Source organism: Dokdonia sp. PRO95, from assembly GCF_000355805.1.
Lineage (GTDB): Bacteria > Bacteroidota > Bacteroidia > Flavobacteriales > Flavobacteriaceae > Dokdonia.
This window is the reverse complement of sequence record NZ_CM001837.1, coordinates 1,049,674-1,074,404: the sequence shown is the minus strand read 5'-3', so window position 1 is coordinate 1,074,404 and position 24,731 is coordinate 1,049,674. Positions and strand designations below refer to the sequence as shown.

The 24,731-nt window shown below is 39.2% G+C and carries 20 protein-coding genes; 8 read left to right on the top strand and 12 right to left on the bottom strand.

Annotated features, from left to right (window positions below):
- The first annotated feature begins 49 nt into the window (after positions 1–49).
- The 3 genes from mfd to D017_RS04640 all read left to right on the top strand — a co-directional run bounded on the left by mfd (position 50) and on the right by D017_RS04640 (position 4,859).
- Positions 50–3,448, top strand: a complete 3,399-nt coding sequence (gene mfd / locus D017_RS04650) for a transcription-repair coupling factor (protein ID WP_035334940.1) — start codon at positions 50–52, stop codon at positions 3,446–3,448.
- A 170-nt stretch (positions 3,449–3,618) separates the two neighbouring features.
- Positions 3,619–4,176, top strand: coding sequence for a hypothetical protein (locus tag D017_RS14920; RefSeq protein ID WP_152023862.1), 558 nt, complete (start codon positions 3,619–3,621; stop codon positions 4,174–4,176).
- Positions 4,177–4,178: 2 nt separating this feature from the next.
- Positions 4,179–4,859: a DUF2490 domain-containing protein gene (locus tag D017_RS04640; RefSeq protein WP_051583801.1), complete on the top strand. Its 681-nt coding sequence runs from the start codon at positions 4,179–4,181 to the stop codon at positions 4,857–4,859.
- Between the two features lie 197 nt (positions 4,860–5,056).
- Here the strand turns inward: D017_RS04640 and D017_RS04635 are convergent, their stop codons facing one another.
- The 7 genes from D017_RS04635 to D017_RS04605 all read right to left on the bottom strand — a co-directional run bounded on the left by D017_RS04635 (position 5,057) and on the right by D017_RS04605 (position 11,546).
- Positions 5,057–7,714, bottom strand: a complete 2,658-nt coding sequence (locus tag D017_RS04635) for a carboxypeptidase-like regulatory domain-containing protein (protein ID WP_035334939.1) — start codon at positions 7,712–7,714, stop codon at positions 5,057–5,059.
- Positions 7,702–8,493, bottom strand: coding sequence for a GLPGLI family protein (locus D017_RS04630; RefSeq protein ID WP_035334938.1), 792 nt, complete (start codon positions 8,491–8,493; stop codon positions 7,702–7,704). Before D017_RS04630 ends, D017_RS04635 begins: the two co-directional genes overlap by 13 nt.
- A 201-nt stretch (positions 8,494–8,694) precedes the next feature.
- Positions 8,695–9,579, bottom strand: coding sequence for a YitT family protein (locus tag D017_RS04625; RefSeq protein WP_035334936.1), 885 nt, complete (start codon positions 9,577–9,579; stop codon positions 8,695–8,697).
- Between the two features lie 25 nt (positions 9,580–9,604).
- Entirely contained in the window at positions 9,605–9,916 is a 312-nt protein-coding gene (locus D017_RS04620; RefSeq protein ID WP_035334935.1) for a hypothetical protein, read from the bottom strand.
- Positions 9,917–9,965: 49 nt separating this feature from the next.
- Positions 9,966–10,928 carry a sodium-dependent bicarbonate transport family permease gene (locus D017_RS04615; protein WP_035334934.1) on the bottom strand — a complete coding sequence of 321 codons (963 nt, stop codon included), beginning with the start codon at positions 10,926–10,928 and terminating at the stop codon, positions 9,966–9,968.
- A 30-nt stretch (positions 10,929–10,958) separates the two neighbouring features.
- A complete protein-coding gene (locus D017_RS04610) occupies positions 10,959–11,267 on the bottom strand; it encodes a hypothetical protein (RefSeq protein WP_013750507.1) in 309 nt (102 codons plus the stop codon).
- Between the two features lie 30 nt (positions 11,268–11,297).
- Positions 11,298–11,546: a hypothetical protein gene (locus D017_RS04605; RefSeq protein ID WP_013750506.1), complete on the bottom strand. Its 249-nt coding sequence runs from the start codon at positions 11,544–11,546 to the stop codon at positions 11,298–11,300.
- 89 nt (positions 11,547–11,635) lie between these two features.
- Here D017_RS04605 and D017_RS04600 point away from each other — a divergent pair, with 89 nt between their 5' ends.
- Positions 11,636–12,559, top strand: coding sequence for a LysR family transcriptional regulator (locus D017_RS04600; RefSeq protein WP_035334932.1), 924 nt, complete (start codon positions 11,636–11,638; stop codon positions 12,557–12,559).
- A gap of 174 nt (positions 12,560–12,733) precedes the next feature.
- Positions 12,734–13,558 carry a helix-turn-helix transcriptional regulator gene (locus D017_RS04595; RefSeq protein WP_035334931.1) on the top strand — a complete coding sequence of 275 codons (825 nt, stop codon included), beginning with the start codon at positions 12,734–12,736 and terminating at the stop codon, positions 13,556–13,558.
- Between the two features lie 14 nt (positions 13,559–13,572).
- Here the strand turns inward: D017_RS04595 and D017_RS04590 are convergent, their stop codons facing one another.
- Genes D017_RS04590 through D017_RS04580 form a run of 3 tightly spaced genes read right to left on the bottom strand, consistent with a single transcriptional unit; the run spans position 13,573 to position 15,724 of the window.
- Positions 13,573–13,932: a YraN family protein gene (locus D017_RS04590; RefSeq protein WP_035334930.1), complete on the bottom strand. Its 360-nt coding sequence runs from the start codon at positions 13,930–13,932 to the stop codon at positions 13,573–13,575.
- Positions 13,933–13,947: 15 nt separating this feature from the next.
- Positions 13,948–14,832, bottom strand: a complete 885-nt coding sequence (locus D017_RS04585) for a hypothetical protein (RefSeq protein WP_035334929.1) — start codon at positions 14,830–14,832, stop codon at positions 13,948–13,950.
- Positions 14,825–15,724: an LD-carboxypeptidase gene (locus tag D017_RS04580; protein WP_035334928.1), complete on the bottom strand. Its 900-nt coding sequence runs from the start codon at positions 15,722–15,724 to the stop codon at positions 14,825–14,827. The genes D017_RS04585 and D017_RS04580 overlap by 8 nt, the downstream gene beginning before the upstream one ends.
- Before the next feature lie 341 nt (positions 15,725–16,065).
- On the opposite strand from D017_RS04580, the gene metG reads away from it, so the two are divergent.
- From metG to D017_RS04565, 3 genes are all read left to right on the top strand, one after another.
- Positions 16,066–18,153 (top strand): methionine--tRNA ligase, encoded by a 2,088-nt coding sequence (metG, locus tag D017_RS04575; protein WP_035334926.1) that lies wholly within the window; start codon positions 16,066–16,068, stop codon positions 18,151–18,153.
- Positions 18,154–18,157: 4 nt separating this feature from the next.
- A complete protein-coding gene (locus D017_RS04570) occupies positions 18,158–20,281 on the top strand; it encodes a Tex family protein (protein ID WP_035334925.1) in 2,124 nt (707 codons plus the stop codon).
- Positions 20,282–20,891: 610 nt separating this feature from the next.
- The gene (locus tag D017_RS04565; protein ID WP_035334924.1) at positions 20,892–21,794 is read left to right on the top strand and encodes a histone deacetylase; all 903 of its coding nucleotides are present in this window, start codon (positions 20,892–20,894) and stop codon (positions 21,792–21,794) included.
- Between the two features lie 20 nt (positions 21,795–21,814).
- Here D017_RS04565 and D017_RS04560 read toward each other — a convergent pair whose 3' ends face one another.
- Together D017_RS04560 and D017_RS04555 are read right to left on the bottom strand one after the other, a co-directional pair.
- Positions 21,815–24,286: a ligase-associated DNA damage response DEXH box helicase gene (locus tag D017_RS04560; protein ID WP_035334923.1), complete on the bottom strand. Its 2,472-nt coding sequence runs from the start codon at positions 24,284–24,286 to the stop codon at positions 21,815–21,817.
- A gap of 61 nt (positions 24,287–24,347) precedes the next feature.
- Positions 24,348–24,674 carry a GIY-YIG nuclease family protein gene (locus tag D017_RS04555; protein WP_051583800.1) on the bottom strand — a complete coding sequence of 109 codons (327 nt, stop codon included), beginning with the start codon at positions 24,672–24,674 and terminating at the stop codon, positions 24,348–24,350.
- Positions 24,675–24,731 lie beyond the last annotated feature (57 nt).

The following is a 24,731-nucleotide window of genomic DNA, read 5'->3' as shown; positions in this document are numbered from 1 at the left end:
GCTTTCGCGAAAGCGTACTCAAGACTATCTTTGTAAAAAATCTTATTTCTTGAGTAAATCAGAACTCTCACAGCACTTTGCACAGTCTCTGCCACTGCAGAAACTAGGGGAAGCTATTGCCCATTCTCAACGTATACAAGCAAAAGGTCTCACGGGATCGTCATTATCTTTTGCTGTAAGTCAGCTTTTTGAAGGCCGAGAGCGCCCCGTATTGTTAATCCTTAATGATAAGGAAGAAGCGGCTTACTATCTCAATGATCTTGAAGCCTTGCGCAAGGAAGAAAACGTACTCTTTTACCCTGGCAGTTACAGGCGTCCTTATCAGATTGAGGAGACAGATAATGCCAATATCTTGTTGCGTGCAGAGGTGCTTAATCGTGTAAACTCACGTAAAAAGCCAGCTCTTATCGTGACGTATCCAGATGCGTTATTTGAAAAAGTAGTGACACGTAAGGAGCTAGATAGACAAACGCTCAAGGTTACTGTAAACGATAAGTTATCGCTAGATTTTATAAATGAGATGCTCTTTGAGTATCGTTTTAAAAGAGTAGATTTTGTAACAGAGCCGGGTGAATTTTCGGTGCGTGGAGGTATTGTAGATGTATTTTCATTTTCGCACGACAGGCCGTACCGTATAGAATTTTTTGGCGATGAGGTAGATAGTATTAGAACCTTTGATGTTGAGAGTCAGCTGTCGTTAGACCAAGTAAAGAAAATATCAATAATGCCTAATGTGGAGAACAAGGCATTAGAAGAAACAAGAGCTAGTTTCTTAAAATACATCTCTGCAAAGACAGTCGTTTTTATTAAAAACAGGTCCTTGCTATATGATCGTACAGATCAAAACTTTTCTAAAGCCGAAGAAGCTTTTGAAAACCTCTCACAAGAGGTAAAACGCAACTCACCAGAAGAGCTTTTTTGTCACGGCAAAAATCTAAAAGAACAACTAGACTCTTTTACCACTATAGATTTAGGAAGTAGCGCAGAGGTAGGTGAGATAGAACATAGCATCACCTTTGATGTGGCGCCACAGCCATCTTTTAATAAGCAGTTTAACCTCCTTATAGAAAACTTAAATGACAACCACGCTCGTGGTTATAAGAATATTATCACCTGTAGTAGTGAGCAGCAAGCAAAGCGTTTTCAAGACATTTTTGATGATGCAGATGCTATTGTATCGTCCTATGAGACCATTGTGCTATCACTTTATCAAGGTTTTGTAGATAATGATACAAAAATGGTGGTGTATACAGATCACCAGATCTTTGAACGCTACCATAAGTTTAATATCAAAAATGGCTATGCAAAAAAGCAAGCCATCACGCTCAAGGAGCTTACTAATCTAAGTGTAGGTGATTATGTCACGCACATAGATCACGGTATAGGAAAATTTGGCGGACTCAAAAAGATAGACGTTGAAGGTAAAATGCAAGAAGCCATCAAGCTCATTTATGGTGAGCGTGACATCTTATACTTGAGTATACACTCATTACATAAAATCACCAAGTATAACGGTAAGGATGGTAAGCCGCCACAAGTATATAAACTAGGAAGCCAAGCTTGGAAAAAGCTTAAAGCCAAAACAAAATCTAAGGTAAAACACATAGCCTTTAACCTTATAAAACTCTATGCAAAACGCCGCTTGCAAAAGGGATATGCCTTTGGGCCAGATACCCATATGCAGCACGAGCTAGAAGCGAGTTTTATATATGAAGACACTCCAGATCAAAGCAGCGTTACAGAAGATGTAAAACGCGATATGGAGAGCGATCGCCCTATGGATAGACTAGTGTGTGGTGATGTAGGTTTTGGTAAAACAGAAGTTGCCATACGTGCTGCGTTTAAGGCGGTAGATAACGGTAAGCAGGTAGCAATACTAGTTCCTACCACAATACTTGCCTATCAACACGCGCGTACGTTTAAAGAACGCCTTAAAGGTTTCCCAGTGACGGTAGAGTATCTTAACCGTTTCCGTACTGCCAAAGAAAAAAGAGAAGTGCTCGCCGGCCTCGAGAGTGGCGCGGTAGATATTGTGATAGGTACGCACCAGCTCACTAGTAAAAATGTCATTTTTAAAGACCTAGGTCTCCTAGTAATTGACGAAGAGCAGAAGTTTGGTGTAGCCGTAAAAGATAAACTCAAGACTATCTCAGAGACCGTAGACACGCTCACACTTACAGCAACACCTATACCTCGTACCTTACAATTCTCACTTATGGCGGCTCGTGATCTTAGCACCATCACCACGCCACCACCTAACCGTTACCCTATAGAAAGTAATGTTGTGCGCTTCTCAGAAGAGGTGATACGAGATGCAGTCTCGTATGAGATACAACGTGGTGGGCAGGTATTTTTTATTCATAATCGTATAGAGAATATAAAGGAAGTCGCTGGCCTCATACAGCGTCTTGTGCCAGATGCAAAAGTAGGCGTAGGTCACGGCCAGATGGAAGGTAAAGCCCTAGAGGCAAAAATGCTCTCGTTTATGAATGGGGAGTTTGATGTACTGGTCTCAACCACCATTATAGAGAGTGGTCTTGATGTACCTAATGCAAATACCATTTTTATAAACAATGCAAATAACTTTGGACTCTCAGACCTACACCAGATGCGTGGTCGTGTGGGACGAAGTAATAAAAAGGCCTTCTGTTATTTTATCACACCGCCATACTCTGTAATGACCGAGGATGCTAGAAAACGTATCCAGGCGCTAGAGCAGTTTTCTGTACTAGGAAGCGGTTTTAATATCGCGATGAAAGATCTTGAGATACGTGGTGCAGGAGATTTATTAGGAGGAGAACAGAGCGGCTTTATTAATGAAATAGGTTTTGATACCTATCAAAAAATCCTCAATGAGGCCATAGATGAACTCAAAGAAGATGAGTTTGCAGAGCTGTATAAAGATGATCCCGCTTTCGCGAAAGAAGAAAGAGAATACGTAAAAGACACTGTACTTGATACCGACTTTAGTCTTCTCTTCCCAGATGATTATGTTAATAGCATTACAGAGCGCCTTAGTCTCTACACTGAGCTGAATAATGTAAAAACCGAAGAACAGCTTGATGCCTTTGAGGCAAAACTTGTAGATCGTTTTGGACCCTTACCAGATGAGGCCGAAGACTTGCTGGACTCTGTGCGCATTAAGTGGGTAGCAACTAAGATAGGCCTAGAGAAAGTAGTAATGAAAAATGGCAAACTCACAGGCTTCTTTATTGCAGACCAGCAGAGCTCTTTTTACCAGAGTCCTACCTTTGGACGTGTGCTTAAGTTTGTACAAGAAAATGCATACCGCGTGAGCATCAAAGAAAAGAAACTGTCGAAAGGACTTAGACTTCTCTTAAAATCTGACGATGCAAAAACTGTAAATGACGTTGTCGCATTATTAAGACCATTGATGCCAGCGAGTACTCAAAAAGTAAGCGCAAAGATCTCAGGAGGGGATGAGTAAATCTTGGAAAAATTCGCTTGCGGTAATCGCTGCAATTATTACCATTATAGGTTTAGTAACTGGGAAGTTTCTGTTCTTTGTGATTTGGTTACCCCTGGGATGGTTATTTAACTCAAAAAAGACAGATCGTGTGGACTAAGTATTCTTTTTTCTTATTGTGTACCTGTGTCTTGCTACTGACATCAGTGAGTCGTGCGCAAGTACAAGATGCCGTAAAAACCGAAAGAGAATACCGAATTAAACCCGAGCTTGTACCGCAAAAAGCAAAAGACTTTATTGCCACCTTTAATATAAATCGTTCTGTAAAATGGCTACAAGAAGTAGGTGATAATGGTGCTAGTATTGAAGCAAAATTTAAATATAAAGGACAACGTCATAGTGTAGAGTTTACAACAGATGGTGTGCTAGAAGATGTAGAAATAGTTATTGGCTTAGGAGATTTACCAGAAGGCACTAAACATGAGATAACCAGCTATTTTGAGCAAGAATTTGATTATTTTAAGGTAGAAAAAATACAAGCGCAGTATAACAATACGGTAAACGAAATAATAAATAGAACTGCAAAAAAGCTCGTAGCCTCATCGCTCATTCCGTATTATGAGGTCGTTGTAAAAACACGTAATTCTGGTAAAAAATCAAAGCGTTATGAAGTTCTTTTTAACGAGAAAGGAGCCTTCATAAGTAGGTCTCAAGTAAGCATACGACGTGATAATATTTTACGCTTTTGAGTATGTTTAAATTCTCATCCTTTATACTCATATTTTTTACGAGCACGTTGCTTTACGGGCAATCGCTTTATGAAGTGGGTATACTTCCAGAAGTAAATATTGGCACAAAAATCAATGCGCTATGGAATATCAATGTAGAATTTGCGCCACGTTTTGAAGTAAGTGAAGGCGATTTTAAGGGTGCTAATGATACAGATGTATTTTACTCATTACTAGATGTCACCACGGTTGCCACGCGCACTGTGGGAGTAGATGCAAAAGTGGGGATAGGATATTTAGCTCGCTTCCGTGACAAGGACCTTATACACCGTGCGATACAACAGTACTCATTTACTGTACCTTATTTTGGTTTCCGTTTGGGGCATCGCTTCCGTACAGATCAAACATTTAATGCTAGGCAAAAAGTTGAGTTTAGAGCGCGATACAGATTGTCTTCAGATATATCGCTCAATGGTGAGTTTATAGACCCAGGAGAAGTGTATTTAAAACTAGGGAACGAGTATGTATATTCCATTCAAGGAGATGCCACAGACCTAGAGGTCAGGTTTGTGCCTACTTTGGGGTATTATGTAAACGATGCAAATAAACTAGAGGTTGGCGTAGACTACCGTATGGATTCATTTCTTAAAGCTACTGCAAATCATAGATTCTGGATAAATCTGGGGTATTACTTGAGTTTGTAGGGTTGCGCTTTCGCGAAAGCATAAGTAACACATAATATTTACTTTCATTAATAAGATCATAGTCTATTATATCCAGAGGTGTTACCAGGATTTGTAAAGTCAATAGTCATACGGTATATCTCCATGTTAATTGATAAAAAAGATCAACAGAATTACAAGGGAATTAGTGGATATTGCGAGGAATGAGCTTAGAACTGTCAAAACCTATAATCAAGACCTAGCATTACATATCTCCCTATAAGTTGGGTTTGAGATGTGAAAGTGGATACTCCGGTTAGTGATGAAATATTAAATGAATCATTATCGAATAGGTTATGAATTCTCCCGTGAGCTCTTAACGTTTTTGGAATGATATCATAATCTGCCTCTATACTACTAAAGTAAAAGTTAGAATCTCTAGGTAGGTTTCCAAAGAAGTACTTTTCATTCTTGAAGTACATGTTAAACTTGTCATTAATATTCAAATCAATGTCTAAAAACATTTTGTTATTAGTCACCCTATTGTTGAATGTGCCTATGTCAAACGCAGTCTTAATCCAATTTACGCCAAGGTTGTAATTAAAAATACTATTATAATCAGAACGTAAAGAGAATCCATAGCCCAACTGATGGGAAATGACATTTCTCTCTTGATTATTGATAATGTCGTTATAATTATTTGTCAAAAACTGCCCGTTAAGCTTGAGGTTAGTTTTCATAAACTTTAAGAAGTAATCAGTGTGAACCTCTGCTTTGAATTGTTCAGATTTCTGTCCAGATACCGCAGTTACGGTATTAAATTGAGGGGAGAGTAAAGCGTCTACCGAGTAGAAGTTTTTAGTACTACTATAATCTGCAATGGCAGATGCAGTAAATCTGTCGGTCCAATTCCCGTATGTATATTTCAAACTTGATTGAAAAGTGTTTATAATGTCATTTTTTGCATTTCCTTGAATGAAAGCACGATAATTTCTCAGGATATATCCCGTATATAAATTCCCTAAGCTAGCTGTGTTTTGATTAATTGCGAGTACTGTTTCAAATTTGTGATTTTTGATAGGAGTAAGATCTATTTTCAAAAAGGGATTTACCTGAAAGAAATGCTCACTGTTTGAAGTTACATTGTCATTTTGAGTTGTTTTTTTGAGAGAAGCATCTATAGAAAATTGGATGTCCACCTTATCTAAATCATAGTTGGCTCGTAGTCCGCCATAGGTTTGCTGGTTTTCTAGCTTAAAATTATTATTAAAAATAGCATCTGATGCTTGCTCTTCATCTGTAGTATTAACACTATTTATATCACTTGTTAAGTGTTGATTTTGGCTGTCTATTCCTAAGATAAATTCGTAGTTGGACTTCTTAGTATTAGTCACAAAAGCAGCTTGTACTCCAGCAAACTCGGAAACTTCTTTGCTTCTTGCACCAATCCCTAAGACCGTTTCATTATCTGTGACAAAATCTCCATATATATTAGGGCTTATATTATATCCTTGAGGCTTACTGTCTTTTTTATATTTGCTGGTGAGTACAATAGCTTTATTACTATCTATACTTCGGGTGTAATTTCCTTGTAACTGAAACACCGAGGCATTGTTTTTAAGGTGTTCACGTATGTCTATTTCATTTTGAATTAGATTATTATTGATTCGCTGGTCACCTGTATAGTATAGTGCATCAAAATGTATTTCATCATTATTACGCTTAAAGTCTAGCGCTATCTTACCAGCTGCTAGATTATCTTTTTGTTGGATGTCATAGCTTTCGTCTAGTGTAAATGGGTTTTCCACCAAAAATGTGGTGAACTCTTCTTGATTATAGCGTTTTTTATCATAGGTAAGAACTCCGTTTACCGTAAGTTTAAGGTCTTTTGAGAATGTGTAAATATCTGCTAGAGATAAAAATTGAGCATTGTTTCTATTTGAAATACGATCGTCAAAGGTGGGTCTTACTCGATCCACATCAATAAAAAATGTAGCATTAGCATTTGTACCAAAATTATACAGACGGTTGTTGGAAGAAGGCGATAAGATTCCGTCAATATTGTCTGCTATTTCATCTCCTATATTATTAAAATCTTGAAAAAGATAGGCCTTGTTTTTGTTAAGTAATGAGATTGTATTTGACTTGATTTTATAGCGACCGTTAAAGGTTGCTCCAGCATCTACGTTACCAAACAAGCTGCTTTTTCTATCGTCTTTAAGTGTGAGGTTAATAGCTACTTCGTCGTTTTTTTGAACCTGTTTCAAAATTTTGCTATCGTTGTAGTTTTGTAGGATTTCTATTTTATCAACTACCTCTGAGTTTAAGTTTTTAGATAAAATTTTATAACCTTGACCAAAGAGGTCATCATTATCAATCTTTATCTTTGATATCGCCTTTCCTTGAAAAGTGATATTACCACTATCTCCTACCTGTATCCCAGGTATATTCTTTAATAAATCTTCAAGAACTATTTGGCTTTTCCTTTTAAAGGCATCTGCTTTGAAAATGAGGGTGTCATTACGTACTTCTATATTTTTTTCTACATTAAGTACAACTTCATCTAGACTTGTAGTTTCTGAAATTAAAGAAATTTCAATAGAAAGTGTCTCTGTAGCGGTGATATTTAACTCTTTTTCATAAGCGCTATAGCCCAAACTAGTTGCTTTTAAAATATACTTGCCAGAGCTAGGGATTTTAAGAGTAAAGTCACCCTTAAGGTCACTACTAGTATAACTAATGATTTTTTCATTTTGAAATAGAAGTAAATTAACCTGACTTATTTCTAGTCCAGATGTGTCAATAACCTTACCTCTCAAAGATGTTTGTCCTCGTAAAGAAGTAATAGATGTACAAAGGATGAATAATAGAAGTAATAAAGTGTTTATTCTTCCCATTCATAAGCTATTTCTTTACCACCTCTTTTTCTTGCTCTTCTTGAACCAGAGCGTCTGTACTCTCTAGGTAATCGAGACGCAATCACTGGAGAGCCATTTGCTCTCCACTCATCGTCTAGTGAAACAAATTCTTTTAAAGAGATGACCTCATGAGAGGTTATAAATGCATCTTGCTCTTGCATAAAGGATGCGAGTTCTGTTACCTTTTTCTTAGTAATAGTAGTTAATTGCCATTTGAGAATTCCATCATCTGCCTCAGTATAAACGACTAGGCCTGGAAGCCCTTGTAATTTCCATGGTCCATAGTTAACAGGTACTGAGAGGTCCACATAAGCTTTGTAATCTCTTCCTCTAAAAGTGGTTGTAAATTCTGTGCAATTTCTATCTGCTATGTTTTTAGAAAGGCCTGTAGGTATCCAATTGTTTGGTTTTATAACTTCTTCAGTTACATACACATCATTGCCTATAGAGTTTACATTAAGAAGTACTTTATCATCTAGATTTGTGATTGTGTTTTCATTAGAGTGACCAAACTTTATATTTATTTCTGGAACTCCATCTGCGGTATCTAGATTAAGTTTTGGTAGGTTTTCTAGAAAGATAGGAGCGCTAGTTTGATAACGTACTTGGTTATTATGTTTAAAAAGATATCCTTTCTTTATTAATGACTTACCTAAGTTATACTGGGCTTCATATTCAAAAATATGTAGTTCGTTTTGGGCTAATAAAGTACTAGAGAAAATAACAGATAATAGAACAATTACTTTTTTTAAAAACATCTGACTTTATTTAGTGGATTATTGAGCTCATCTCTGCAAAACATAGCTTTAAAAGCGTGATTTTGTATGTTAGTCAGCAAAATAGCACATAAAACAGAAGTAGAAAAAAGGAAATCCTCAATCAATAGCGAATTAACATGCTTTTAGTATTGTAAAATTCTGTCTTTGAGGTATAAAACAATGTAGAGATTAGGAGAAACCCTAAAGACTAGCCAACTTTTTTGAACTTTGAGGATTCAGATACCTTTTTAAAACTCCTCCTTTTACATTATTCACATCAAACTCTACGATAAAAGCATCGGGATCGCAGGAGTCTATGAGCTTGTGTATTTTGCGCAGGTGTATACGATTTATCACGGTTTGTATCACGCGGCGTTCATTATTATGACCCGTACTTCCATAACCAGCAGCAGCTTTATAGACGGTGATACCAGTGCCTAGTTCCTTAAGAATCTTTTGTTCTATTTCTTCAGAGGATGGAGAGATAATGGTAATACCTATAAAATCTTCAAATCCTTCTATAAAAAAATCGATAAACTTCGCGGTCACGATATAGGTAAGTATGGAATATAGTGCGACCTCTACACTAAGTACTAATGCGGTGATAATAAATAGAATAATATTGAATGCCAGAATGGTCTTACCTATGCTTATTCCAAAAAGATCAAAGACATAAATTCCTAGAATTTCGGATCCGTCAAGTACTGCACCGTTGCGTATACTGATGCCAATACCAGCTCCTAAAAACATACCGCCAAAAATCGCAATGAGCAACTTATCTTCAGTGATAATAGGAAATGACTCAACACCTATAAGGACTGCTAGTATTAAGATGGACATTGTACTTTTTAAAAGAATATTTCGCGAAAGCTTATAAAAGCCCAACACCAGAAACGGAATACTCACAATAAAGAGCAGTAAGGAGATATCTAGATCTAACTTTTTACTTAGTAAAATAGCGATACCCGTCGCTCCACCATCCAGAAACCCATTAGGTAGCAAGAAGGCCTTGAGGCCTATACTCGCGAGGGCAATACCTATAGCAATTTGTACATACTCAGAAAGTGATTTTAATATCTTTGCCATACCTTTTGGTTTTATGTTAAGATAGTTATTTCTCTTTCTCTTCTAAGCTCATTACAAAACTTATGAGGTCTGTATCTGCATCTTTACCATAGGCACTCGTAAGGCAACCTTTTATAGAATCATTAGTCTCTATCAAAAATAAAATCGAACTATCCCCTGGGTCATTCATTCCCTCGTGCCTGCAATATTCTATAAGTGTGAGGTCTTCTATTTGATACCAGCGATTATTAGTTCTACACAATAAACGCCCCCCTCTATACATAAAATCTGAGGTAAAACCTGCGACTCTCGCTGCTGCTATATCTTCTGTTAGGGTATTGCTTTGTGAGAGAATCATAAAGTAAGGTTTTGAGTACGCTTTCGCGAAAGCGTGATTAAAATTTATATTAGCTCCAGTTTATAATGCAGAGGTAAAGCGGCATTCCCAGTGTGATATTAAAGGGAAAGGTAATGGCAAGTGCCATAGGTAAGTATAGGCCTTCGTTTGCTTTAGGCGCAGCGAGTTTCATAGCGGCAGGGACTGCAATATAAGAGGCACTTGCTGCAAGTATGGCAAAGAGCAACCTGTTACCTACAGATTCTGTTATAAACCCACTTAGTAAACTCACGATAATACCATTTACAATAGGGACGGCGATTGCAAATACATAAGGAAAAGCGCCATACTCTTTGAGACTTCCTATTTTTTTACCACTTGAGATTCCCATATCTAGTAAAAAGACAGCTAGAAAACCTTTAAAAATATCTGTGGTAAAAGGAGCAATGCCTTGTGCTTGTGCATCGCTTGCCATAAAACCTATGACGAGACTTCCTATAATTAATAGCACACTCCCATTAGTCACAGAGTGCTTGATAATACTGCCCATAGAGACAGTCTTGTCTCTGTTTGCCGTAAATAGCATCATAAGAAGCACTCCTATTATAATAGACGGCGCTTCCATAATAGCCATAACCGCAACCATATACCCGCTATATGCAATTTGCTCCATATCAAGATAAGCGACTGTGGTAACAAAGGTTACAGCACTTACAGAGCCGTATGCCGCGGCGATAGCCGCGGCATTTTGAACTCCGACGCGCTTTTTGAGCGTAAAAAACGCATACAGGGGAACTGAAAGAGCAAGGACTACTCCAAAAATTAATGACCAGACAATCTCCATATTAAACGCTGAGTGAGCGAGCTCTTGTCCTCCTTTAAATCCTATAGAAAGTAGGAGATAAAGAGAAATAAACTTTGAAGAACTAGGCGGTATGGCTAAGTCACTTTTGAGTTGTACCGCTAGTAATCCTAAAAAGAAAAACAAGAGGGCAGGGTTGGTCAAGTTATCAACCAGTAGATGTAAGTCCATAAAAGAGGGTTAGGTGTCTTAGTGTGGTAATTACTTTTTGATGCGTATCTCTACAGTGCTTTTTATTTCTAGTTTCCCTCCATCTGCACGCACGTCACTTAAAAAGCTTTTTAATTTTCCTTTCTCATCTAGTAGCTCTATAATACGTCCACTATCATACTCACAGGCATCATCTATGTTACCTTCGGTGCGGCTTAAGCGTTGTAATTTGTGGAAGTTGATCTTCTTATCAAGCATTGCGTGTAAGATATCTCCAGCTTCGGTTGCTGTAAATACTCCGTCAATTAGGTTGATTTTTTGATCTGTCATTGTTGCAGTTTCTGTTTGTAATGTTTTCATAGTAAATGATTTTTTTAAATGAATAAGATATTAAGATGCTCTACTAGCAATGTTTATAAACACTAGAAGGGTTATTAAAAAACTAGCAGATAGAATTTCTGTAAGAAACAGGTAGTCTGAAAAAATGGAGAGTGTAATGGCTACCATAGGGATAGCAAGTAGCATCAAATTTTTTAAGACAAAAAATAGAGCCGTCCAGTTTATGGTTATACTGGTCTTGATCTCTTGAGGTGTGTACCTGTCATTTCGAAACGAGTCAATTTTTAGTTTTTGTAACATAGGTTCTCATTGTTTTGATGGTGCAAAGATGTGGGCTAGAGTTCATATATTTTTATTTATATTTATAATGAATTACATAAATAATTTTAATGCATTATACACTGCACCAGCTTCAAGTCTTCTTGAAGGTCACAGATTTTAAGAGCATCACAAAAGCTGCAGAGGAGCTACATCTCACGCAGCCAGCGGTCTCGATACAGATTAAAAACTTTCAAAATCAGTTTCCTATTCCGCTTACGGAGGTTGTGGGAAGGCAATTATTTGTAACAGATTTTGGTGAAGAAATTGCAGCTGCAGCACGTAAAATAATTGCCGAAGTAGATGCAATTAATTACAAAACGATGGCTTATCAAGGTCAGCTCTCGGGTAAATTAAAGATATCCATCGTCTCCACGGGTAAATATTTGATGCCCTATTACATCACAGATTTTATGAATATGCATCCTGGTGTCGATCTAGAGATGGATGTGACAAATAAAACGAGAGTGGTACGTCATCTTGAAAAAAACGAAACAGATTTTGCACTAGTATCTGTAGTTCCAGATCATATCGCGATAGATAAAGTGAGACTCATCCCTAACAAACTATTTTTAGTAGGAGGGAGGCAGCACACGTACTCAGGTAAAACCATTTCAAAAAAGGATTTTGATAAACTACCCGTGGTGTATAGAGAAAAAGGATCTGCAACACGGGCAGCTATGGAAAATTATATTGCAGACAGACAACTTCCTACTCGTAAAAAAATAGAGCTTACCTCAAACGAGGCGGTAAAGCAAGCTGTGATTTCTGGAATAGGGATTTCTATACTCCCGCTAGTGGGGCTTAAAAATGCACTTACGAGTGGTGATGCTCAAATCATCCCGAGCAAAGGATTGCCTATTACCACACACTGGAATCTCATCTGGCAAAAAAGCAAGCAGCTTTCTCCCACCGCACAAGCATTTGTGAGTTACCTCGAGGAGCATAAAACAGCGCTCAATGAGAAGCACTTTGGGTGGTTAGATACGTATTAAAGGGTACGCTTTCGCGAAAGCGTAAAACGTGCAAAACGTTGTATTTGCTGAAGTGACGTGCAAATGTCGGGTTAAATACTGCTCAAAAAATGACACAAATCATAAATGAGCCATACTATTGCAGTGTAGAACTTCTTGTACATTTGATGCGCATCATTACAAGGCAAAACATTTATGATGAAACAACCAGAATTAGGACAAAAGATTTTAGAACTGCGCCGGCAAAAGGGATTAACGCAGGAAGAACTTGTAGCGCAATGTAATATCTCTGTGCGCACAATACAGCGCATAGAAGCTGGAGAAACAATGCCACGCGTTTACACGATTAAAACCATACTCTCTGCGTTAGATAGAGATCTAGATGACCTGCAAGAAGACACCGTCTTTGAGGCCAAAGTAAAAAAGGCAATGCTTTTTGAAATAGATGAAAGTAAGGATGTATCATATCTATTTAAACAACTGCACATAGGCTGGGTTGCTGGTATTTTGAGTATGATTGTGTTCATATTTCAGATTTTTGACACATATTACTACGAGACTGAAAATGTATATTTTGCTGGAGATATAGGTTTTAGACTGCTAGCTCTTTTTGCAATCGTATTTTTTATATTTCATATGAGGGCTTTCATTTTAATAGGAAACCTCTTTAAGGCGAGTATACTAAAAGCGGCTGCACTAGTTTTTATCACGGTAGAGATTATAACAAACTTAATTACCATTATAGATGTGCACGGCACGTATATCTCAGATATTGCTTTTGGTATTATAACCTCAGTGTTGTACGGTATAGCATTTCTCGTTTTTGGCTATGCGCTTTATAAGCTCAAAGGGTTAGGGGCTTTGTCTCAAGGCACAGGTATCGGGTATATTGTACTAGGTGTTTTCTTTTGCACCATAATTTTGGTCATTGTAGCACTGCCATTAAGTATCGTGGCACAGGTATTTAATATCCTTATTATTTTAAAAGCGATTGATATGATCAAAAAGCAAATAGGTTAATAAGAACTATCATTTTAAAAAAAGTAAAACGCATCCTCAAAATGCTCAAGGCGTTCTTGCTTTGAGTTTTTGAGTACTGCGATAATGTCAAAACGTACTTCGACATCTAGGTCATTTTCTAGTACATATTCATTTGACACTTTTACGATAGACTTTTGCTTACCAGTACTCACAAAACTCTGCGGATCGCCAAAGAAATCTGAGTTACGCGCTTTTACTTCTACCACTACCAGGACGCCTTCTTCCTTCTGGCAGATAATGTCGACTTCATTTTTTCCAAAAAACCAATTACGTTCAAGAATCGTGTACCCCTGCTTTATTAAATGCAGGGTTGCTAGTTCTTCGCCGTATTCGCCTAGTTCTTTTGGGGTCATAATTTAGTTGTGTGATTAGTACCCATAATAAGCTCGTCTTAGCGCATCAACTCGTTTTTTTAACTTCCAAGGAGCAAGACCTACTGCAACACGCCTTTTGTCAACATTTTTAAAATCAAGAATATTGGTGCTATCCACATTGTCATAAATCCCATAATCATAAAAACCACGAGAGCGCTGTCTACTGTCGATCATTTTACCTAATATGTCTGCTGGAGCTTCACCATCCTCAATCATTTTTAGAAGCACTGGTTTAAAGTATATCGTGTCGTCAAAATGAAAAAACAATGTTTTTATATCTACACGCTCACCTTGATTGAAATTATCCTTACCCACAAGTTGAGTTGAAGGATATCCATATTGATTAAAAATCTCTTTGATTCTCTTTTGGTGAACGCTATCTACGCGTTCCATCTCTATAAAATCTATAGGAGACTGTCTTACTTTTTGATCAAGACGGTTCATCGCAATAATCTCTGCTCTCAAATCTTGGTCAATATTTGCGTTCAACTCATCTTCATAAGAAGAAGCGTTACGCGCTAGATAATCCCACTCTTCATATTCCTTGAGGATATTATATATTTCATTGTTTTTAAAAGTATCAAAACTCATTCCTTCTTTAAGCATACGCTCCATATAAGGAAAGGCTTTTTGAGGTTCACCTACTTTAATGGAGAGTTTGGCCATCATTTCAGGCTCTCTAATGAGCGTCTGGTTCAATAGACCACAACGAGCTTCTACCTCTTTAAAAATATCATATGCTTTCTGGTAGTCTTCTTCATAAAATGCCAGCTCTGCTTGATAAACATCTTGATAGTAGGATTCTATAAAATTGCAAGAAGGTTTATCCATACAAGAAAACAAAAACATCATTATAAGTATAGAGAGAATTCTATTCATATTGTATACTTGTTTTAGTTGCTGTTACTTCAAGCGTAATCTCACTCCCCAACTTCAATGCGTTATTATTATCTACGTGACCTGCTGGGAAGTCAAACGCTACTGGGAAGTCACATTCTTTTACAGCATCTAGCACAATCTCTTGAGCCGTTTTCCCAAAAGGGATTCTGTTGTCGTGCATCTTCGTCATACCACCCACAACCATACCCGCACAGTGATCCAGCATCCCGTTGCGTTTTAGGTTTACTACCATTCTATCTATGTGATAGAGGTACTCATCCAGGTCTTCTATAAATAAGATTTTACCCGCTGTATCTAGATCAGAGCTACTACCACAAAGGCTGTAGAGAATGGATAAATTTCCACCTACAAGTGTGCCTTTTGCAGTGCCTAGTCTATTAAGTTTATTTGTGGTGTTGTAACTAAAGTTAGGTTGCTCGCCAAAAAGCGATTGTTTTAATGACGCTTTCGCGAAAGCGGTATTGTCATCAAGAGACACAGGCATTGTCGCATGTATCGTTTTAAACCCGATTTTATGGATGTGGCTGTGTAAAACTGTCACGTCAGAGTAGCCAACTACCCACTTTGGATATTTGACAAACTTGTAAAAATCTAGATTATCTACTATGCGTACCGTCCCGTAGCCACCACGCGCGCACCATATGGCTTTAATCTCCGTATTATCTAGCATTTGCTGAAAGTCTTGTGCTCTCTGAAAATCTGTGCCGGCATACTGATTATCTTCTAACCCAATGGTGTTGCCCAATACGGGAACTAAGCCCCAGCTTTTAAGTAAGGCAATGCCGTCTTTGAGTTCTTCTTTAGAAATTTTACGAGCCGTAGCAACGATTGCGACTTTGTCGCCTTGTACAAGATAAGGAGGTGTAATCATTAGTGTATTTTTCACACCTCAATATACTAACTTAACGGCAGTTTGGATTTTAAACCAACTGGTAATTTGGTGAAAAGGTTAATTACTTATTATTTTAAAACAAGGTGATTTGAGAGATGCTTATAACTCCTAAACCATGCTCCATAGCCCCGATAGCAATGAAAATCCCGCAACCTAGCGATAGCAAGGTGAGGAATTGTAATGAATAGCGGGAAGAGGCAGCTGCTTACTACAACTACTGCAGCGCTCCTAGCTTAATAATACCGAGTTAAAGCTAGATTAGTTTATAGATAATCCTTGCTTGTTTTTCTTTATTTTTGTCGATTCTTAAAGAACACAATATGTCTCAGAATCCACAACGATATACAATTACAGCGGCATTGCCGTATACTAACGGACCTATACACATAGGCCACCTTGCAGGAGTGTATGTTCCGGCAGATATTTATGCGCGCTACCAGCGTATGCAAGGAGCAGATGTTGCTTTTATCTGTGGAAGTGATGAGCATGGAGTGCCTATTACAATTAAAGCAAAAAAGGAAGGGATTACACCGCAAGATGTAGTAGATAAATACAATGCCATTATCAAAAAATCTTTTGAAGATTTTGGGATCACCTTTGATAATTACTCACGTACCTCTGCAAAAATTCACCACGATACAGCGTCTGAGTTTTTTAAGAATATGTACGATCAAGGTAAGTTTATAGAAGAGACTAACGAGCAACTGTATGACGCAGAGGCAAACCAGTTTCTTGCAGACCGTTTTGTGACGGGAACTTGCCCTAAATGTGGCTTTGAAGAGGCTTATGGAGATCAGTGTGAGAGCTGTGGTACTTCGCACAATGCAACAGACTTAATTAACCCAAAGAGTGCGATTACGGGAGCTGTACCTACACTTAAGGAAACAAAACACTGGTTTTTACCACTTGATCAATACAATGATTTCTTTAAGGAGTGGATCATAAAAGGACATAAAAAAGACTGGAAAACTAATGTGTACGGGCAGTGCAAATCTTGGATAGATGATGGACTACGCCCTCGTGCCGTAACTCGTGATCTAGACTGGGGAATCCCAGTTCCAGTAGAGGGAGCAGATGGAAAGGTGTTGTACGTTTGGTTTGATGCGCCTATAGGTTATATCTCTTCTACAAAGGAATGGGCAGCGCGTGAAGGCAAAGACTGGGAGCCGTACTGGAAAGATGAAAACACAAAACTACTTCACTTTATAGGGAAGGATAATATCGTTTTTCACTGTTTGATTTTCCCTGCGATGCTCAAAGGTCACGGCGAGTATATTTTACCAGATAACGTACCTGCAAATGAGTTTTTAAATCTTGAAGGGCGCAAGCTTTCTACTTCAAAAAACTGGGCAGTATGGTTACACGAGTATCTTGAAGAATTTCCAGATCAGCAGGACGTGTTGCGTTATGTACTTACAGCAAACGCACCAGAATCTAAGGACAACGACTTTACTTGGAAGGATTTCCAAACTAGAAATAATAGCGAACTTGTAGCAATTTTTGGAAACTTTATTAACAGAGTTACCGTGCTTACGCACAAATATTATGATGGCGCGATACCAGAGCCGGGTGCGTTTAATGCGTTAGATACAGAAGTGCTAGATGCTATAAAAGCATACCCTGCAGTGATAGGTAGCAGTATAGAAAAATACCGCTTTCGCGAAAGCCAAACAGAATTTATGAACCTCGCTCGTCTAGGAAACAAATACCTAGCAGACGAAGAGCCGTGGAAGACAATCAAAACAGATGAAGAACGTACTAAAACTGTAATGTACGTAGCCTTACAAATTGCAGCTGCACTGTCTGTTTTGAGTGAGCCATTATTACCGCATACAAGCGGAAAACTGAAAGATATTCTTAATGTGAGTTCAAGTGCAGATGAAAACGCATTACAATGGAGTGATATATCATCTAATGAGGTCTTACTTCCAGCTGGTCACACCATTAATAAATCTCAATTACTCTTCTCAAAAATAGAAGATAGTCAGATACAAGTACAGCTAGATAAGCTAGAAGCAAGCAAAGCAGCAAACGAAGCAGAAGCCGCTGCCGAAAATGCAGTTGTAGAGCCACAAAAGGACACGATTACCTTTGACGATTTTACAAAACTCGATATGCGAGTAGGTACCATTATCGAAGCAGAGAAGATGAAGAAAACGAAGAAACTCCTCATCTTAAAAGTAGATACAGGTATTGATGTACGTACCATAGTTTCTGGTATCGCAGAGAGCTTTACTCCAGAAGAAGTAATTGGGAAGCAAGTAACCGTACTTGTAAACCTGGCTCCAAGAGCATTAAGAGGTGTAGAGAGTGAAGGAATGATTTTAATGACGGAGGATGCCTCTGGTAAGTTGGTGTTTGTAAATCCTGATGCTGAAGGGGTGAGTAATGGGAATATGATAAGTTAAGCGTGTGGAGGTTTTACAATACGTAATCAAAAGCTCAGGCTTATCAGAAAAAGGTGTAAAAAATACACTAGATCTCCTCAACGAAGACTGTACACTCCCATTTATAGCTCGCTACCGTAAAGAAGCGACGGGTGGGCTAGATGAGGTGGAGATTGGGAAGATTATCGAGCTTAAAGAGCAGTTTGAGACTTTAGAAAAACGTAAAAAATCAATTCTTAAATCACTAGAAGAGCAAGATGTTCTTACCAGAGAACTCAAAGATAAGATTGAAAAAACGCAAGATCTTACTACGCTAGAAGACTTGTATTTACCGTACAAGAAAAAACGTAAAACGAAGGCTGAGACAGCACGTGTAAATGGACTAGAACCACTTGCCAAAATAATTATGTCTCAAAATGCGCAAGACCCAGAAGGGCTAGCGCATCGATATACTAATAAGGAGGTTCTGGATGCGCAAAGTGCGTTAGAAGGAGCACGTCACATTATAGCCGAGTGGATTAATGAGCGCATAGATATACGCGATAATATACGTGAGCAATTAAAACGTTTTGCCACCATAGAGACGAAGGTGGTTAAGAAAATGGCAAACGATGAGAAAGCTCAGAAATTCCGTGATTATTTTGACTGGTCTGAGTCATTAAGTCGCTGCCCTTCGCATAGACTACTCGCCATTTTAAGAGCCGAAAATGAAGGTTACATCCGTGTGAAAGTTGTCATCGATGATGAGCGAGCGCTTGACAAAATAGAACGCAAACTCATACGCTCTCGTGGAGATAGCGCTACGCAAATTGAGCTGGCCATAAAAGACGCCTACAAGCGACTATTATTCCCTGCATTGAGCAATGAGCGCCTCTCAGAAGCAAAGAAAACAGCAGATGAAACTGCCATCCAAGTATTTGCAAAAAATTTAAAACAATTACTCCTTGGTTCGCCGCTAGGTGAGAAGCGTATTCTTGCGCTAGACCCAGGTTTTAGAACAGGTTGTAAGCTGGTGTGCCTCGATGCACAGGGACAGTTGTTACATAATGAAACCATCTATCCACACGCACCAAAAAACGATGACAAAGGCGCGATAAAGAAGATCTCAAGTCTCACAGATGCTTATAAAATTGAAGCGATCGCCATCGGGAATGGAACGGCTTCCCGCGAGACCGAAAGACTCGTAAAGCGCATCCATTTTAAGAATGCAATGGAGGTTTTTGTAGTGAGCGAGGCGGGTGCATCCATCTACAGTGCGAGCAAGATTGCCCGTGATGAGTTTCCTAATTATGATGTGACAGTTCGTGGCGCGGTTTCTATAGGTCGTAGGTTGCAAGACCCGCTGGCAGAGCTGGTGAAGATAGATGCAAAGTCAATTGGCGTAGGGCAATATCAGCACGATGTAGATCAGACCGCACTTCAAAAATCGCTAGATCAAACGGTAGAAAACTGTGTAAATGCCGTGGGTGTGAATATAAATACGGCAAGTGCTCCGCTATTGAGCTATGTTTCTGGAATCGGACCAAAACTTGCCGAAGGCGTAGTACGCTTTCGCGAAAGCGAAGGACCCTTCAAAACACGTCAAGAGATTAAAAAGGTACCACGTCTGGGAGGAAAAGCATTCGTACAAGCCGCAGGTTTCTTGAGAATCACAGGTGCCGAAAATCCGCTAGATAACTCGTCGGTACATCCAGAAAGGTATAAGCTCGTTGCAAGTATCGCCAAAGATCAAAAAGTCTCTGTCTCCGAAATGATTGGAAACACAAGCCTTCTTAAATCGATAGATCTTCAAAAATATGTAACTGATGAGGTAGGACTTCCTACACTCACCGATATTATAAGCGAATTAGAAAAGCCTGGGCTAGATATTAGAGAAAAAGCAAAGGTGTTTACTTTTAATCAAAACATACGCACCATAGAAGATGTACAGCCTGGACAGTTACTGCCAGGTATTGTAAATAATGTAACAGCTTTTGGAGCCTTTGTAGACATAGGCATCAAAGAAAGCGGTCTCATACACATCTCAAACCTTGCAGATGGTTATGTGAGCGATGTGAGTGCACACGTAAGTTTACAACAGCAGGTGATTGTAAAAGTACTGGAAGTAGATATCGCAAGAAAGAGGATACAATTGAAGTTGGAGAAGTAAAAGTTTTGTCACCTCGAGCGTGTCGAGAGGTCACACAAGTAGCTAGTCATTTTGTTTTTTTGAGCGCTTACTCCTATGCGATTTCTCGGCAAGCTCGAAATGACGAGCAATTGTTATCTCCACGTAAGGGGAGATCAAGAAAGTAGCTCAAGAGCACAACTTCCAGAAAACTTGATTGTTTGTGTTGTAGCCGCAGTCACCTCGAGCTTGTCGAGAGGTCACACGAGTAGCTCCTCACTTTCTTTTTTTATGTTCTCACTCCTATGCGATTTCTCGGCAGGCTCGAAATGACGAGTGATTGTCATCTCGACGATAGGAGAGATCACACGAGTTGCTCAAGAATACAGGCTGCGGAAAACTTGATTGTTCGCGACATAGTCCTAGTCACCTCGAGCTTGTCGAGAGGTCACACGACTAGATTTTTATGCGCTTACTCCTATGAGATTTCTCGACAGGCTCGAAATGACGAGGGATTGTCATCTCGACAATAGGAGAGATTACACGAGTAGCTGCTCACTTTCTTTTTTTATGTGCTCACTCCTATGCGATTTCTCGGCAAGCTCGAAATGACGAGTGATTGTATATTTGTATACTCACCATAATATACTTAATGCTCAAAATCGCATTCCACCCTATTTATAAACACCCACTGCCGGAGGGGCATCGTTTTCCTATGGAGAAGTATGATTTGCTTCCTAAGCAATTAGTGTATGAAGGGACGTGTACAGAGGATAACTTTTTTGAGCCTGTACAGGTAGATAACGAGCATATTGTACGATGTCACACTACAGAATATGTAGAGAGTCTTAAAGCACTTACTATTGACCCAAGAGCACAACGAAAAACCGGTTTTCCGCTCTCACAAGAACTTGTAGATCGCGAATTAATCATTACTCAAGGCACCATTGATGGGTGTCACTACGCTCTAGAAAATGGTATTGCAATGAATATTGCTGGTGGTACACACCACGCTTATAAAGATCACGGAGAGGCGTTTTGCCTTCTCAACGACCAAGCGATTGCTGCGCGGTATTTACAAGCAAACGAGCTTGCGAAAAAGATTCTCATTGTAGACCTCGATGTTCATCAAGGTAACGGAACGACAGAGATTTTTACGGGTGACGATTCGGTGTTTACGTTTTCTATGCACGGTAAGGCAAACTATCCTTTTAGAAAAGAAATCTCAGATCTTGATATTGCATTAGAGACCGATACAGGCGATGCGGAGTATCTCGATATTCTAAAAAAAACATTACCAAATCTCATTAAAGAACAACAACCAGATTTTATCTTCTATCTGTGCGGAGTCGATATTTTAGCAAGTGACAAATTGGGTAAGCTTGGATGTAGTATAGAAGGTTGTAAAGAACGCGATCGGTTTGTGTTACAAATCTGTCACGATTTAAAAATTCCCGTACAATGTAGTATGGGCGGCGGCTATTCTCCAGACATAAAAGTGATAATTGACGCACACGCAAATACCTTTAGAACGGCGCAAGATATTTATTTTTAGTATAATCTTTCGTGAGACTATTATTTCTTTTTTCGCATCAATTTCGCAGTCATTTTCTTGATCCTGTCGGCTAGTTTTTCGCTGCTCAATTTTTCGCGTAAGCGGTCTGTAATTATTGGAAAAGATAAAGGCGTAGGTTGCTCGCAATCCATCCATACAATTTCTTGCGTCTCTATACGCTCAAGCGCTTGCTGCAATCGACCTTCTTCTAGCTGATGCTCAAAAGTCTCTGTAAATGCTTGTTGAAACAGTAAGTTCTCTGACTCATAATCTCGGAACACATCAAAAAACAGCTGACTACTACTTTGCAGGTGTTTCTGTTTGATTTGCTTGTTTGGGAAGCCAGTAAACACAAGCCCAGAAATCACGGCAATATCTCTAAATTTTCGCCTGGCCATCTCCGTAGCATTGAGACTATTCTGCAAGTCGTCGTGCATATATGCCGTCGTAAATAGGTCGTTATCTAGTAGCTGCTGTATGTCTATAGGTTGGTCTGAAAGCAGCTCAAAACCGTAGTCATTAAAGGCGAGAGAGAAGGTGATAGGGTCTAGCAGGCTAAGGCGATACCCAAGTAAACTTCCCATAGCCTCGTGCACAAAACGACCTTCAAAAGGATAAAATACGTGATGATAGCCATCGCGCGTTTTAAATGTCTCAATAAGCAATTGCTCATCACTTGGGATGATGCTCTCTACCTTTTGCTGTCTAAAAATGTGCTCTAGCGCATTAATCTCTAGAGACCGCTTTCGCGAAAGCGAATTCCCAGTATAAAGTTCCTCCCGTAACAGTTGAGACATCTGGCTACTCAAGGTAAGTCGGCCGCCCATCCACGAGGGGACTTTATTAGTTTTCTTTGAGCTGTTACGCACGTGTACTTCCATATTTTTAATACGGATAAATTCTAGGTTGCGACCTGCAAAAGTAAACACATCACCACGCGTTAACTTACTGATGAAAAACTCCTCTATGGTACCAATGTAACCACCTTTTTGATATTTGACTACAAGATTTGCATCGCTTACAATCGTCCCTATTTGCAGGCGATGGCGCATTGCCACCATACGAGAATTTACTTTAAATCTGCCGTCCTCAAGAATCTCCACCTTCTTATACTCATCATAAGCTTGCAGGGATTGCGCACCCATTGTCATAAAATTAAGGCACCATTCCCATTGCTCTTTTGTCATTGCTTGAAAGCAAAACGTAGTTTGTATCTCTGGCCAGATGTCTTCGGGTAAAAATCCGTCAGACACGGCTAGCGTCACGAGATATTGAATCAGTACGTCAAAACTATTGAGATACGGAATTCTATCTTCTACCGTGTTTTCCTTAACGGCGCGCTGCAAAGCAGACGCTTCTATCAGCTCGATGGCGTGCGTCGGCAAAAAGTAAATCACACTCTCCTTGCCAGGGCTGTGACCAGATCGCCCAGCACGTTGTAAAAAACGAGCGACACCCTTTGGGCCGCCTATTTGAATAATGGTTTCAACAGGCGCAAAGTCTACTCCGAGATCAAGGCTAGAAGTACAAACTACCGCCTTGAGTGAACCATTACGTATCGCGCCCTCAACCCACGTACGCGTCTCTTTATTGATACTCCCGTGATGCATTGCAATCTCACCAGCATACTCAGGATGTGTCGCAAGAATGCGCTGAAACCAAATCTCACACTGGCTGCGCGTGTTTGTAAACAGTAATGTAGTCTTACTTTTATTAATGATGGGTACAACATATTCCAGCAAGTGCAATCCCAAATGACCACGCCAAGGAAAGGTTTCCATCTCGTCTGGAATGATAGACTTAACAGTAATTTTTTTGTTGATGTTTGCTTTGATAATTACGCTTTTGCGAAAAGCGTCACTCTCATAACCTAGCAATACTTCTCGAGCTTGCTCGAGATTCCCAATCGTTGCCGAAATTCCCCAGATACGCATATCTGAAGCGACTGTTTTCAATCGGCTCAAGGCGAGTTCCATCTGTACACCTCTTTTTGTGCCCAGTAATTCGTGCCACTCATCAATAATAATAGCCGAACAATTTTTAAAAACCTTCTCATACCCTTTGGAAGCAATCAAAAGCATCAAGCTCTCGGGCGTGGTGATGAGCAAGTCTGGCATTGAACGTTTTTGCTTTGCACGCTCAGATTGAGAGGTGTCTCCATTGCGTATACCCACCGTCATCTGTGTGCCGAGATCTTGTGTGATGCGAGAAGCCGAAAGCTCAATTTCATTAGAAAGCGAGCGCAGTGGAGTAATCCAAATAGCCTTTAGTCCTTTTTTATGTTTGGTCTTGTAATCAGGGTTTTGTTTGATATACTTAAGAACCACCGGAAACCAAAGTGCATAGGTTTTCCCACTACCCGTAGGCGCATTAAGCAATCCATTTTTACCCGCCAGAAAAGCCTTCCACGTTTGTTTTTGAAACGGGAACGGTTTCCAGTCTTGCGACTGGAACCAGTTATTTGCGATATCGAGTAGTTGCTTATTATTCATAATTACGAGTGTAGCGAAGTAATCTGTTGCGATTCAATAACCACCAAACCAAATACACCTATTACCATATTTCTTTTATTAAATAATCATCATTCCCAAGCGAAGCGTAGGAACTTGCCAAATCTAACCAATCAGGATTTTTACTTTCGATTAATGAAATTTTCCGTTTTCTATTTCCAGATTTTAACTGCTTTTCTCTTGCGAGAGCTTCATTATGCGTTTCAAATAATTCGTAATACATCAAGTTGTAGCAATTGTATTGCGCGCTAAAAGACTTGGGGTAATATTTAGTCTTATGTTGAGCCATTCGTATTTTAAGATTGCGAGTCGCTCCTACATAAAGAACAGTTTTATTCTTATTAGTTAGTATGTAAGTGTAATATGGCATCTTAATGAGGTTGATATTGCGAATGTTCTTACTCTTATGCGGAAATTTAGATGTTGC